This is a genomic window from Nocardiopsis endophytica (assembly GCF_027706725.1).
Taxonomy (GTDB): Bacteria; Actinomycetota; Actinomycetes; order Streptosporangiales; family Streptosporangiaceae; genus Nocardiopsis_A; species Nocardiopsis_A endophytica.
On sequence record NZ_JAQFWQ010000008.1, the window covers coordinates 27,230 to 39,857 of the forward strand.

Genomic DNA, 12,628 nt, shown 5'->3' on the forward strand with positions numbered 1-12,628 from the left:
GTGCGCCTTTCCCCTCGCCCCGACCACCGCGACGTCGTCCGCCCCCGCACCACGCCCGAGGCGATCCACCGGCTCATCAGCCGCCTGACCCCGCGCGACCTGCGCATCATGCGCCTGGTTCACCGCCATCGCGTCCTGACCACCGACCAGATCGCCCGCCTGGAGTTCGCCTCTTACTCCTCGGCCAAGACCCGGCTGCTCACGCTGTACCGGCTGCGCGCCCTGGAGCGCTTCCGCCCCTGGACCCCGGTGGGAAGCGCCCCGTGGCACTACCTCCTCGACGCCCCAGGGGCGGAGATCCTCGCCGCCGAGCACGGCACCACGGCCCGAGAGTGGGGATACCGACGCGACCGCGTCCTCGCGGTGGCCTACCGCAGCTCGCTCGACCACACCATCGGCACCAACGACTTCTTCGTCGACCTGACCAACCTCGCCCGCGTGCGCCGCGCGCGCTTGGCGTGGCGGACCGCCCGCGAGTGCGAGCAGCAGTTCGGCGACGTCGTCCGACCCGACGCCGCCGGGCACTGGAGCGAAGGCGAGCACGCCGTGCTCTTCTTCCTCGAGTACGACCGTGGGACCGAACCGCTGCGCCGCCTGGCGGCCAAGCTCGACGCCTACCACGAGCTGTCCCGGCTGACCGGCCACCAGGGCACCGTGCTGTTCTGGCTCCCCTCGGCCAAGCGAGCCGAGAACCTCCACCGCTACGTCGGCGAACCCCCGGTCCCCGCGGCGACCGGGGTGCACGGCGCCCACCCCGCCGACCGCGTCTGGACGCCCTTCGGACAGACGTGGCAGCGCACACTCGCCGAACTGGGAGCGCCGGCCCCGCACCAGCCGTTCCTGCCCGGCTGGGAGGAGGGTGGGGAGGAGCCCGATGGGTAGCCCCGGCTGCCTGCTGGCGCTCCTGCTCGTCCCCGTGCTGCTGGTCGGCATCGCGATCTCAACGTTCACCGCAGCGCTCAGCGGCAGTGCCCCTTCCGCTTCCGCCCCACAGGGCGTGGAAGGAGTTCCGGACACGCTTCTGGACGCCTACGTGCGCGCCCCTGCCGCTCTGGAGCAGGAGTTCCCCGGATGCACCGGGATGCGGTGGCAGGTCCTCGCCGGAATCGGCAAGGTCGAATCCGACCTGCTCGCCGGGCACGACATCTCACCCGAAGGCGACGTCTCCCCGCCGATGATCGGCCCCCGCCTCGACGGCTCGGGCAACGGCGGCAACCTCACCCCGCACTACGACACCGACGGCGGCCGCTGGGACGGCGACACCGAATACGACCGGGCCGTCGGCCCGAACCAGCACCTGCCCAGCGGCTGGTCCACCTACGGCGCCGATGGCAACGCAGACGGCACCACCGACCCGCACAACGCCTACGACAGCGCCCTGGCCAGCGCCCGCGAGCTGTGCATGAGCGGCGGCGGGAACGTCGACTTCAACGACCGCGACCAGCTCTCCCGGGCCCTGTTCCGCTACAACAACGCCGACTGGTACGTGGACCAGGTGCTCACCGAGATCGACCGCTTCGACGCGGTTCCCGCCGCACCTGCTGCGGGCGACGCGCCCGGCCCGGCGGGCCAAGGCGAGCGCGCCGCGGTCGAGTGGGCACTTCAGCAGCTTGGAAAGCCCTACGTCTACGGCGCCAACGGCCCTGACGCCTACGACTGCTCCAGCCTGGTCCAAGGGGCATGGGCCGCCGCCGGGGTCGACATCCCGCGGGTGACCACCGACCAGTACCAGGCAGGCGAACGGGTCTCCCTCGACGCGCTCCAGCCCGGCGATCTCCTGTTCTACGACACCACCGACGCCGGCGCCCCCGGTCCGGCCCCATCCCACGTGACGATGTACATCGGCGAGGGCCAGATGGTGAACGCACCGTCCTCCGGCAAAACCGTCCGCACCGAGCCCGTACAGGGCGAGTTCTACAGCCCGCGCTTCATGGGAGCGGTCAGTCCACCCCCATAGCCGTAGGCCGCCGTGCTCGCTAGGCTCATAGACGGCCGAGGCGCTTGCTTTGCTTGGTCGCTTGGCGCACCTCACGGCCAGAGAGCCGACGGGTTCCCCGTCGGCTCTCCTTCCGCACTCATGGCCCGGGCGCCTATCCGCATCAAACCCAAGCAGCGGCATGGGCGGAACGCCGACCGCTCGGGGCGGGTGCTGGGGTGTGTGAGGCTGTGGGTCGGCCGGTTGTCACTTCCGGTCCGGGGCCTCCTTTGGGTCGGGCGTGCGGTAGGAGGGCAGCAGCCACTGCGGGTAGCGTCCCAGCGCGTTGGCGGCCAGCCACACCAGCTCGACGGCCAGCGCGGCCCCCGCCAGCCCGGCGGCGGTGATGCGCGGCCAGTCCAGGCTGTCGGGAATGCAGATCAGCATGATCCCGGCCAGGAAGGCCACCAATGCGACCCGGTAGGTCAAGCGGGCCCGGTGGATGTAGCGGTTCTCCAGGTCGGCGTCCATGGCCTGCACGCGCTCCAGGCGCGCCATCAGCTCCGCATCGGTTGCGGCGGCCGGGAACCAGGCCAGGCGCTCCTCAGGGGTTGCCGCATACCCCAGCCCGGCGGCGGTGAACTGCACGCAGAACACGAACCCGACCGCGGCGGCCACGAGCGCTACCAGCGCCCACCCTGTCAGCGGCGGCGGTTGTTCGGCGGTGACCAGCGTCGCGGTCGCGGCGAGGCTGAAGCCGCCCAGCAGCGGGGCGGCGATGGTGCCCATGGCCCGGATGGACTCGGTGCGCCCGTGCGGCAGCGGCACCTGCCACCTCGGCACCGCCCGGGCGGGCGGTTGCTCCGGGGTGGCTGGTTGGCGCTTCCGTTTGCGTAGGAGCCGCATCAGCGGGGCCGGGTGGGGCAGTCGGGCCGGTGGGTCGGCGGCGTTTCCCAGCAATAGGGGCAACGGGGCGGGTGCGGGGGGTCGCCGCGGTTGGGCGGCCCGGGCTGCGGCGGGGTGGTCACAGCGGTCTCACTTCTCCACTTCTTCTCCGGCGGGGATGTGCTGGACGGCCTCCCGGGCATCGGCGAGCAGGCGGCGCAGGACCTCCTCGGCCTGCTCGGGTGTGGTGAACGTAGCGGTCAGGGCCGCGAACCCCACCCCGTCCACCCGCTCGACCACCTCGCGCACCGCCGCAAAGGTGTCGGGTGCCGGTGCCCCACCCAGCCTGTGCAGGGAGAGTGCGGTGTTAACCAGAATCTGCGGGTGGGGTTTTCCGGTGGTCAGGGTTGAGAGCAGTAGGGCGGCCAGCTGGTGGGCCAACCCCCCAGCGACATCCCCTCCCCGGGCCAGGTAGCTGCCGAGGTTGTTGTGGCCGACCTTGACACTTTCGGGGTCGACCGGGCGTCGGCGGTAGAGGTAGCGCAGCGCGTCCTTCCCCCGGGCGGCTGCCTGCTCCACCCGGCCCCGCCTATGCTCCAGGTCCGCCCAGGCGCTGAATACCTTCCCCAAGCTGTCCCAGGCCTGGTGGGTCTCGTAGACGGTGCGGCATTCCTCCAGAAGAGTATGGGCCTCGGCCAGGCGGCCTAGGCCCAGAAGAGGGCTGTAGTCGTTGAACCGGGTGCGTGTGGCCTCCAGTTCACTTGCGCCGCGCCGTTGCTGGGAGGTGCGGATGCGGGCGGTCAGCTCCAGGCATTCCCGCCACCGCTCCAGCCTTACAGCGGCCGAGCGGGCGGTGTCGAGGAGCCCTTCGTGGACGTCCCACGTGTCGACGGTTTCGGTGGCGGGATCGGGGACGGGCAGGTGCCCGGCCTCCTCCAGCAGCGTCTGGACCTCCTGGAGCACCTGGGCATGTTCGCCCCGGGCGATGAGAATCTGCAGTCGCCTCCCCTGGTCTGCCAGCCGGGTCCAGGGGCCCTGTCCGGTCTTCTCACTGTGGGCGATGTCCTGCTCGGCCGTCTCCAACGCCTCACCCAGGCGCCCCTGGGCCCGGTAGTGGTCGGCCAGTCGGGTGGCGACCACTCGGGCCTGCTTGTGGTCACCTTCGGCCGCGTACCGGTCCCGCAGGGCTGCCAACCTCCGCTCGCCCTCCTGGGGGGAGGTGCGCAGCAGCAGCACCCCAATCAGGTACTCGGCACCGTTCTGGTGGTCAGTGCCCCGGGTGTCGCGGGCTAGACGCTCCAGCCAACCCAGCATCGCACCACGCACCGCGGCCGAGCCATCCCGGTTCAGGGCCTGCCCGATCAGCACCAGCGCGGTTCCGGTATCGCCGGTGCGGTGTAGGTAGGGCAGCGCGTGCCGCGCCGCCGCCACCACCCCCCGCCCCAACTGGCCACTGGTCTCGTTGTCCAACATGTATCTGGCGAGCGTGGCCCAGTAGGCGGCGAGTTCGTGGTCGACCGCCTCGGGCACCCCGTCGGGGGCGTGGTCGGCCAGGGCGGCGGCCACCTCCGGATGCACCCCCACCCGCACCACCTCTTCATCGAGGGGTTGGGTGGAGCACAGGGCCCGGGCCTCAAGCCCCTCCAGCAGGACGCGCCAGTTGGGCGCCGGGCCCTCCTTGCCCAGGCGCTCCCAGATGTCACCCCAGTTGGCGTCCAGCACCGCCGAGTTGCAGTCGTCGTCTTCCAAGCAGGCCAGCACCGCGGCCAGCAGATGCTCCGCTTCACGGGCCCCGTCCAGGGCCCGGCGGGTCCAGGTGTGCAGCACCCGAGTGAAGTCCTCCACTCCTGCGGTGGGCTCACCCCCGGCCAGGTAGGCTCCGGCGTCGACCCCGCCGCCCCACACCCGCTGCGGGTCCTCCAGGAACACCGCCAGCTCGTCGGGTGTGGCGGCGCGGGCCGCGGCCAGCTCGATCAGCTTAGGGTGTCCCTGGGTGGCCACCAGCAGGCGGCGCAGCAGCTCGCCGTCATCGGTGGTCGGATCGGCGGCGTAGGCGTCGAACAGGGAGCGCAGGCGGGGGTGCTGGCGGGCCAGCAGCACCGCCTCGTCCAACGGCAAAGGGTCCACCCGCTCCACCCGCACATGGTCGGGCAGGCCAGGGGGCCGGTAGCGGCTGGTCAGCACCACCCGCCCATAGCCTTGGTGCTCCATGGCGGCAGCCAGGAGGCTGCCCCACCGGGGGTCCTTCCAGTTGTTCTGCCCGGTCAGCAGGGGTTCGAGGTTGTCGATGACCAGCAGGATGGACTCGTCGCGGAACCAGCTGGTGAGATCAGGCAGGAACGCTTCCAGCTTGCCCGTGTCGCCGAGAAGGCGGGACATGTTCAGGCCGGGGATCTTGCGCTCCATCTCCCCGGCCAGGTTCGCCAGCGCCCCGTACACATCCCCTCTGCCCTCCTCCGGCACCTGGAACCACACCACATGGTCGAAGTCGTCGCAGCGCAGCCACACCAGTTCGGTGGCGATCGCGGTCTTGCCCGCCCCGGCCATCCCCAGGAACACCGCCCCGGGAACGCCGCTTTCATGGTGCAGCAGCCGGTGGGCGCGGGCCATCAGCGCGCCCCGCCCCACGAAGTGCTCTCCTGGATCAGGGAGGTTGGACCGTTTGCGGTGCTGTGCCTGCCTGCGCTCGCTCTCCTCCTGCGTGGAGGCCGTGCGGGCCGCGGGCGCGTCCAGTTCCACTTCCGCGGCGCCGGCCCCCACCAGCACCGGGGTCACCGCGCTGATCGCCGGGCAGCCGGGGGTCGGCGGGTCGGCGGCCGCCCGGGGCACCGCGTGGCCCATCGCCCGGCCCAGCGGGTTGGCCTTGCCCACCACCAGCTCGTACAGCGCGGCCGAGAAGTCGATGGCGAAGTCGTCGACGACCGGGTAGCGCATCCCCACCACCGCACACCCCAACTCCCGGGCGAGCGCGAGCGCCAGCGCCGACACCTTCTCCCCGTCCCCGCCGTCAGGGGTGTCCTGCTGCGGAGGATCGGAGGCGCGGCTCGGGGCGGCCAGGTCCAGCAGCCGCATCTGCTCGGCAACCTCGCCGTCGGCCGAGGAGCAAGAGGAGGCCACCACCAGCCGGGTCCGCCGCGCCAGCGGCACCAGGTGCTCGCACAGCTCGCCCGTCGAGACACGGCGGGCGGCCCCGTGCTCGTCCTCCAGCACGAACACGCCGCGCGCGCCGTGGCCGGACAGGTGCAGCACATCCCATCCCTGCCCGTCCTCCACCACCTCTTGGAGGCTCTCCAGGGTGGCGCCGTACTGGACCACGCGCAGCTCGACGGCCTTGCCCCGGGTCCTGGCGATGCCCTCCAGCAGCCGTTCCAGGCCGCGGCGCTCCTTGCGCAGGTTCAACGCCGTCTCGCCTTCGGGCAAGCTGAACAGCGCCAGCACCCGCAACCTCTCCCCCACCGGATCCTTGTCCACCTCCACCGGCTCCCCGACGGCCAGGTCCCAGACCAGCACGAGGCGGTGGGCGATCAGCGGCCGCCCGTCGAGCACGGCCGCCTCCAGCGGCCGGTAGGCCAGCACGCGGGCCTCGGGCGGGACCTCGACGCGCACCACGGCCCCGCCGCGCCGCCGCCCCAGGCGCTCCATGATCTGCGGCCCGTAGACTTCTTCGGCAATCCACTCCCCCAGCTCACGCAGGGTTTTCGCTTCCTGGTCCAGGCGGGTGTCGGGGGCGGTGGTGCGCGCCAGGTAGCCCGGCAGGTTGGTGAACGCCTCGAACTGCCACGGCCCGTACTCCAGGCGCACATCATGGCCCGCCAGCGGCTCACCGGTGGGGGTGGACAGGGTCCAGCGCCACCGCATCCGCCCGGCGGCGTGGGTGAACTCCGAGACCGACAGGACCAGGTCTTCCACAGGCCGAGACCTTCCTCAAAAAAAGGGGGCGGCGGCTCCCGCGACACACGAGGGAGGTACCAGCCTAGACACCCGCCACCCACCCCTACACGGATTCCCGAAAATCAACGCACTCACGGAGCAACACACCTGAGCCTCCCCATCTGCGCACACACCGGACGCGACCGAGGCACCCACAGGGCACGCCCAGCGACACCACGACACTGACCCGGCCGCCAGGGCCCCGAAGTCAGGGGCGCCACCGCGTCGACGCCGCCCCGACGGTGTGGCGGGCGCCGCCGGGTGTCACCCCACGGGGGTGGCGTGAACGGGTCGCGACATAGGTAAGGGCTCCACGCCGGTTCCCGCTGGCATGGAGCCCCTTGCTGGTTGGCGGGCAGGTTAAAGCTCACCGCGCTTCACGCCGGCGAGGAAGCGTCCAATAGTGTCCGGCATCGAGGGCCTGAAGAGCCGCCTGGCGGTAGGCGCGCGAGACCGCGCGCCTCCTGGCCGACTGGGCCCTCTCGCTCGAGGCCGCGCTGCGCCGATGCCCTTCCACATCGCCGGGTGGATCGCGACCATGGTCCTGTCCGGCCTGGGCGACACGGGGTATGTCAGCCTGTCACCGATTGTGCTCTGGCCCTTGCAAGGACGCGGCAAGCCGTACTGGAAGAAGAGGGCGAGCTACTCCGGGCGCGCTCGGTTGCGCGGGCCCAGCGAGCATGCGATCTCCCAGTTCAGGAACTGGGACATTCTGAAGCCACTTCGTTGCTGCCCCTACAACGGAGAGATCGCCCGGGCGGTGCTGGTCCTGCAGAATCGCGAATCACGGTGATCAGAGGTCAGTGTTCCGATTGAGCAGGTCCTGAGCTGCCCGGAAGGCTTCGACCACCGCTCTGTACTCCCGGAAGCGCTCCGCGATCGCCAAGGTCTCGTTCCGCTGGCCGATTGCCCACTCCAGAGCCGTATCCAGGTCTTCGGCGAGCGAATCGGAGACGGTGAGCAGCACCTTGGGCCCGAGCTCCCACAGGACGCTGTTCACGGCCGCGCACGCCACCGCGAGCGGATCGATGTCGGTCGCCAGCCACACGGCCGAAGCCGGGTCTCTGCCGCGGATGCGCATGGTCTGGGCGGCGGCCCGCAGCATGCCGCCCGTGCCCGCGGTGGGTTCGTAGACCCACGGCGCCTTGTCCAGGTCCTCCATGAGCAGGCTCGCCGCAGCGTCCGCGACGGGCGCAGGAGTGTAGTACTGGCCCCGTGCCGCGGCGCTCTTGGTTCCCCGCATCGTGGTGAGCAGGACGCCGAACAGGTCCACCTCCCAGCGGGTCTCCCGGACCCCGGTGAGTTCGAACTGGCCGGCCGCGATCGCCGCGCGGCCGGCGGCCCGTGCGGCTTCGCGCACGGCGTCCGTGGCCTGGTGGTGGCCGTGCCAGACCTCCAGCAGCGGCCACGCGGGGGTGGTCAGGTCAGGGCGGGTGCGGACGAAGTCCTCCCACTGCTGTCGGATGAACTCGGTGAACTGTTCGGTGTCCAGCGCCGTGATGCGGTCGGCCACCTCGGCGCGACGGTCAGGCGGCGGGGCGAGGAACGAGAGCGCGGCGACCACCGAGGCGGGGACTTCGAGTCGGCCGTGGCCATGGGCGCTATGCCATGTGGTCTCCACCGCGTCGGCGATCGCCTTCGCGCGACGCTCAGGTGCGTGTCGTGAATCGGACATGATCCTGCTCCTTCCGAACAGGCGTCCTCCAGAAGTGCGTAGAGCCCGGGGCCCTTGCCGCGCCCCCGGGCTCCGGCGTGCTCAGTCCGTGCGAACCGGCATGAGCAGGTGCTGGTAGGCCAGGTGCTCACCGGGGGCGCCGTCTTCGTCGGTGAACAGCACGGGCTTGACCGGTGAGGTGATGTGGAGTGCGACGTGCTCACCGTGGAAGCTGGACAGGGCGTCCCGGAGGAAGTCCGCGCGGAACTGCAGCTCGAAGGGGGTGGCGAGCTTGCCCGCCATCCGCACCGGGACCGGCGGGGCGGTGACGCGCACTGCGTCGTCGAGGACGGGGGTCACCGCGCATGAGCTCGGTTCGATGCTCAAGGCGAGGTGGCGGTACCGCTCCTTCTTCGCCGCGCAGATCGCGGCGGCTCGTTCCACAGCGGCGATCAGGCCCTTTCGAGGGACGACGACCGCCTGTGCTCCTGGAAGGTGAAGGAGGCGGTGGTAGTTGGGCAAGTCGAGCCCCGAGAGCCCGACCAAGGCGGTGACATCCCCGCTGGTGATGGAGGCGATGTTCGCTTCCAGGCCGATGGTGACGGTGGGCCCGGTCAGGTGCTTGATGAGGTGCTCCAGGAACGGGCCGGGAAGCAGCGCTTCGATGTTCGGCCCTTCCGTATCGACCACGGGGATGCGGGCGACGGCGAGTCGGTACCGGTCGGTGGCCGCCAGCTCGACACCGTCAGGCGTTCCGGCGAGGTGGAATCCCATCGTGGCCGGTACTTCCGTGTCCGTGCCGCGGGCGCACTTCACGCGGCACAGCTCGGAGGCGATCAGCTCCCGGTCGACCGTGACCCGGCTCCCGCGAGGGGTGTCCGGCAGCGGCGGGTATTCGTCGACGTCGTAGGTGGTCAGCGGAACGGTGCAGCCGTCGGCCCGCATGACCGCGGTCGACGATTCGACCGCGAGCATGATCGGCGTTGCGTCGGCCACGCACCCCTTTCCCTTGACCAGCGCCTTGAGCACACGAACGGCTTCGGAGTGGTCGACGACCATCCGGCCCGGAGCCTGCGCGGCGCCGGGCAGTGCGACCGTCACGGCGCACTCGTACTGGCAGCCCGTCAGGTGCACGTCGCCGTGCGCGTCGGCTTCCACCAGGACACCGCCCATCACGGGCAGGCTCGGACGCGAGTGGACGCCAAGGCCGGCGGCGGACAGGGCGGCGGCCAGCTCACCACGGGTGGTGGCGGCCGCCGGCCCGCCCATGAGGGCGGGCGCAGCGGTCGGGTTCATCGGATTCCCCTTTCTGGTCACGCGTTGCTGTGGGCGAGGTGTCGAGGAAGCGGCGACGGCGCGGAGCCGACGAGGTAGGTCCCCGGGCGGACCTCCTGTAAGGGGGCGTGCTCGAAGGGCTGCTTCGGGTACGGCATGTGCAGAAGCAGGCACCCGGCCAGCTCGGAATCGGCGTCTTCGGGGACGCGGGTCATGGTGAAGGTGAAGGCGCCGCGCGGGTCCCCGACAGAGATCGAGACGGTGACAGCGTCCTGTTCCTCTTCGAGCTGGATTGCGGCGGAGTTGCACCAGCTCAGCGGGAGCGGCTGGGCCTGGTGACCGGTCGGGGGCGAGTCGGCCGACGCGGGGCACTCCTCTTCGCCGTCGTCGTCGATCCATCCTGTGGTCGTCTGTGCGATCGGGTTACCGCAGGCAGCGCAGGCGTGGGAGTTGCCGCTCTCGTGGTCGAACTCGATCGCGATCGACTCGACGTCGAAGACGTCATCGTCCGTGCTGACCGCGGCTCCGTTGACGGTGAGAAGGGGGAACATCAATCCTCCCGGGCGGTCGCTTGGGGCGCCGTCGGCGCCCCGGTTCAGTTGTCGGCGCAGTGCCAGTTGGTCTGGCCTGCGTGCAGGTGCCACCCCTCTACGCAGGCGAAGTCGATGAGGACGGCCTCAAGCCGGGCCGCTAGCGTGTCCATCGCCTCGACACCGTCCGCGGCTAGGCAGGTGGCCCGGATCTGTGCGCCGTCGCCGTCGGGGAAGGCGTCGACGATCGCGCCGATGACTGGCATTGCTGATCCGGGGGCGGTCAGTGGGGTGATGGCTTCGGCGAGTGTCCGGGTGAGCCAATCGGGTGTGGGGTGGGACGCGGGGTCGGTGGTCTCAGGGGCGCGAAGAAAGATCTCGATGCTGAGCACAGCCATCCGAGCTCCTTGAAGGAACCGGGGTCGGAGGCGTGGGAGGTTCCGCCGTCCCACGCGCCGGCGCCCCTCACAGGGAGGTGGCGGGGCCGGTCCTTGCCTGAACCGGCCCCGGCGCGGGTCAGTCGGTGCGGCGGTAGAACTCGATCCAGGCGCGGGACGTGACGTCCCACAGTTCGGCGCGAACCACGCCGGGGTGGCGCGCGGCGCATTCGGTGGCGAGTGCGCGCACCATCTCCGGACGGTCGGGATCCGCTGTGGACTCCCAGAAGCCCGGGATGTCGAAGTCGTCGTAGTGCCGGATGAGGGTCCGGCCGCGGCGCTGTGCCGCGGCGATGGACTTGGACGTCTCGTGTTCGTCCGTGAGCGCCTCACCTACGGCCTCTTCGTCGGCAGGGTCGCCATCGGCGGTGCGGCAGGCCGCGATGAACTCGCGCATGCGCCGCGCGCCGGCGGCATCGGCCTCTTGGAACTGCGTAGGGCCACCGCGGCCACCGTTGGTGAAGGCTCCCAGCAGGGTCCGCCCGTCGCGGACCGTTCCAGACCAGGCGATTCCGGTTCCGATGTCCGTGCTGGACACCTGCGTTACGCGTACTTTCTCGGTAGGGACGACCAGGCCGCTGTGCGGCAATCTGATCAGGGCCATGTCTCCTCCCTTGTCGCTTTCAGCGGTGATCGCGCAGTGGACGCACGTTCCTTCGCCGCCGCAGTGGCATTCGGCTTCGCACGCGCGGCAGTCGTACAGGGTTCCGGGTTCGTGCGGGTAGTCCGCGTGGGTGAGCGTGGGATGCTGCCTGCACATCGGCATTCACCGCCTTGAATCGGTGTCCGATCAGGGGCCGCGATACTCGCGGACTCTGAACCGATACCGGGAAGGCGGATTCGGGGTGCTGACTGTGGCGGTCGGCACCCCTTTTGCTTATCCCACGCGATAGCAGGACAGGTCGTCCCTTTCGGTGCCGCCTTCACCGATCAGGCACAGCCCGAGCATGTCCGCGTTCTCCTCGCACCACGCGAACTGGTCTTGGCTGTAGTCAGCGAAGTACTCGTCCTCCGTGTCCCCGGGCCGCAGGGTGAGGAAGCCCAGTGCGCGCGCGGCGACCTGGTCTTCCGAAACTCCCACGGGGGTCCGCAGGTCCTTCCCTTCGAAGATGAGGGAGTCACCGCAGTAGAGGCGGTAGGACCAGCATTCCCGGGGGACCACGCCGCAGGTTTCGAATCCGGCGGGTTCGATGATCAGCGTGTGGGGAAGGATGGTGAATGCGTCGATCATGAATTCCGACATGGCACACCTCACCTAGGGTGCGAACTACTGGGGTTCAGCAGGGTTCGATTCGGATTCCGCCGCGCGGACCGAAGAGGATGCGACGCTCGATCAGGGAAAGATCAGCATCAGGCGACCGGTAGAGGTCGATGTAGCTTTCTTCGGTGACCGCAGGCGTCAGAACACGTTCCGGCTCACGGAAGACGTAGTCGAAGTGCTGGCGCTGCGAGTAGCCCATATAGGTCCGACTCCACAACGCGTCCTTCGCTGCTTGCAGTGAGGGGAAGCGTTCCATGTCCTCTTGGAACGACGGAGAGTACCCGGGTCCGCCGTACCACAGCCCGTACCAGGCCATAGCATTCTCCAGGGTGAAAGTCCTTTGCTTGGCCACCCTTATTAATACCCGCACGGAAGATCAATTAACGAGAAAGAAGAAAAAATTCCGGCCGGCACATCGAAACCAAAGCGGCAGCTTCGACATGCACCCCTCCCCCATCGGACTATGATTCGAACCGCAAAGCGAAGATTCCAACAGAGCACAAGAAGACGACCAAAGAAGGCAACTCGAGGAAAGAACAAGGGGCGCAGTACTCGATTCATACCCGTGAATCCGCTCGCAGCAGGGAACGAATTCGACCACACCACCGCACCATCCCGACAGAGTTTGCGGACCATGCTCCGCACCTGTCGGGCGGCACACGGGCGACCCTCACATGCCTTCTGACCAGCGATTTTCTAGCAGCTACACCTTGGCCGCCATACCGCCTCAGGGAGAGCCGC

At 69.8% G+C, this 12,628-nt stretch carries 12 protein-coding genes; 3 read left to right on the forward strand and 9 right to left on the reverse strand.

The window, feature by feature from the left end:
• Together O4J56_RS04570 and O4J56_RS04575 are read left to right on the forward strand one after the other, a co-directional pair.
• On the forward strand, positions 1–882 hold the full coding sequence (locus tag O4J56_RS04570) for a replication-relaxation family protein (protein ID WP_270679812.1): 882 nt from the start codon (positions 1–3) through the stop codon (positions 880–882).
• Positions 875–1,957: a C40 family peptidase gene (locus O4J56_RS04575; RefSeq protein WP_270679811.1), complete on the forward strand. Its 1,083-nt coding sequence runs from the start codon at positions 875–877 to the stop codon at positions 1,955–1,957. Before O4J56_RS04570 ends, O4J56_RS04575 begins: the two co-directional genes overlap by 8 nt.
• 225 nt (positions 1,958–2,182) lie before the next feature.
• On the opposite strand, the gene O4J56_RS04580 is transcribed toward O4J56_RS04575, so the two are convergent.
• Positions 2,183–2,743, reverse strand: a complete 561-nt coding sequence (locus tag O4J56_RS04580) for a hypothetical protein (protein WP_270679810.1) — start codon at positions 2,741–2,743, stop codon at positions 2,183–2,185.
• Positions 2,744–2,950: 207 nt separating this feature from the next.
• A complete protein-coding gene (locus O4J56_RS04585; RefSeq protein WP_270679809.1) occupies positions 2,951–6,709 on the reverse strand; it encodes a CHAT domain-containing protein in 3,759 nt (1,252 codons plus the stop codon).
• A gap of 424 nt (positions 6,710–7,133) precedes the next feature.
• On the opposite strand from O4J56_RS04585, the gene O4J56_RS04590 reads away from it, so the two are divergent.
• Positions 7,134–7,523: a hypothetical protein gene (locus O4J56_RS04590; RefSeq protein ID WP_270679808.1), complete on the forward strand. Its 390-nt coding sequence runs from the start codon at positions 7,134–7,136 to the stop codon at positions 7,521–7,523.
• Here the strand turns inward: O4J56_RS04590 and O4J56_RS04595 are convergent, their stop codons facing one another.
• From O4J56_RS04595 to O4J56_RS04625, 7 genes are all read right to left on the reverse strand, one after another.
• Positions 7,524–8,405, reverse strand: a complete 882-nt coding sequence (locus O4J56_RS04595; protein ID WP_270683805.1) for an N-6 DNA methylase — start codon at positions 8,403–8,405, stop codon at positions 7,524–7,526.
• An 81-nt stretch (positions 8,406–8,486) separates the two neighbouring features.
• On the reverse strand, positions 8,487–9,680 hold the full coding sequence (locus O4J56_RS04600) for a DNA polymerase III subunit beta (RefSeq protein ID WP_270683806.1): 1,194 nt from the start codon (positions 9,678–9,680) through the stop codon (positions 8,487–8,489).
• Between the two features lie 17 nt (positions 9,681–9,697).
• The gene (locus O4J56_RS04605) at positions 9,698–10,210 is read right to left on the reverse strand and encodes a hypothetical protein (protein WP_270679805.1); all 513 of its coding nucleotides are present in this window, start codon (positions 10,208–10,210) and stop codon (positions 9,698–9,700) included.
• Between the two features lie 44 nt (positions 10,211–10,254).
• Positions 10,255–10,587, reverse strand: a complete 333-nt coding sequence (locus tag O4J56_RS04610) for a hypothetical protein (protein WP_270679804.1) — start codon at positions 10,585–10,587, stop codon at positions 10,255–10,257.
• Between the two features lie 118 nt (positions 10,588–10,705).
• Positions 10,706–11,230, reverse strand: coding sequence for a hypothetical protein (locus tag O4J56_RS04615; RefSeq protein WP_270683807.1), 525 nt, complete (start codon positions 11,228–11,230; stop codon positions 10,706–10,708).
• Positions 11,231–11,503: 273 nt separating this feature from the next.
• Complete coding sequence (locus O4J56_RS04620; RefSeq protein WP_270683808.1) at positions 11,504–11,869, reverse strand: hypothetical protein; 366 nt, start codon at positions 11,867–11,869, stop codon at positions 11,504–11,506.
• A gap of 34 nt (positions 11,870–11,903) precedes the next feature.
• A complete protein-coding gene (locus O4J56_RS04625; protein ID WP_270683809.1) occupies positions 11,904–12,143 on the reverse strand; it encodes a hypothetical protein in 240 nt (79 codons plus the stop codon).
• Positions 12,144–12,628: the final 485 nt, after the last annotated feature.

Excerpts from the sequence above, each read along its gene's own strand:
- O4J56_RS04575 (WP_270679811.1), top strand. The coding sequence starts at position 875 with ATGGGTAGCCCCGGCTGCCTGCTGGCGCTCCTGCTCGTCCCCGTGCTG.
- O4J56_RS04595 (WP_270683805.1), bottom strand. The coding sequence starts at position 8,405 with ATGTCCGATTCACGACACGCACCTGAGCGTCGCGCGAAGGCGATCGCC.
- O4J56_RS04600 (WP_270683806.1), bottom strand. The coding sequence starts at position 9,680 with ATGAACCCGACCGCTGCGCCCGCCCTCATGGGCGGGCCGGCGGCCGCC.
- O4J56_RS04605 (WP_270679805.1), bottom strand. The coding sequence starts at position 10,210 with ATGTTCCCCCTTCTCACCGTCAACGGAGCCGCGGTCAGCACGGACGAT.
- O4J56_RS04610 (WP_270679804.1), bottom strand. The coding sequence starts at position 10,587 with ATGGCTGTGCTCAGCATCGAGATCTTTCTTCGCGCCCCTGAGACCACC.
- O4J56_RS04615 (WP_270683807.1), bottom strand. The coding sequence starts at position 11,230 with ATGGCCCTGATCAGATTGCCGCACAGCGGCCTGGTCGTCCCTACCGAG.
- O4J56_RS04620 (WP_270683808.1), bottom strand. The coding sequence starts at position 11,869 with ATGTCGGAATTCATGATCGACGCATTCACCATCCTTCCCCACACGCTG.
- O4J56_RS04625 (WP_270683809.1), bottom strand. The coding sequence starts at position 12,143 with ATGGAACGCTTCCCCTCACTGCAAGCAGCGAAGGACGCGTTGTGGAGT.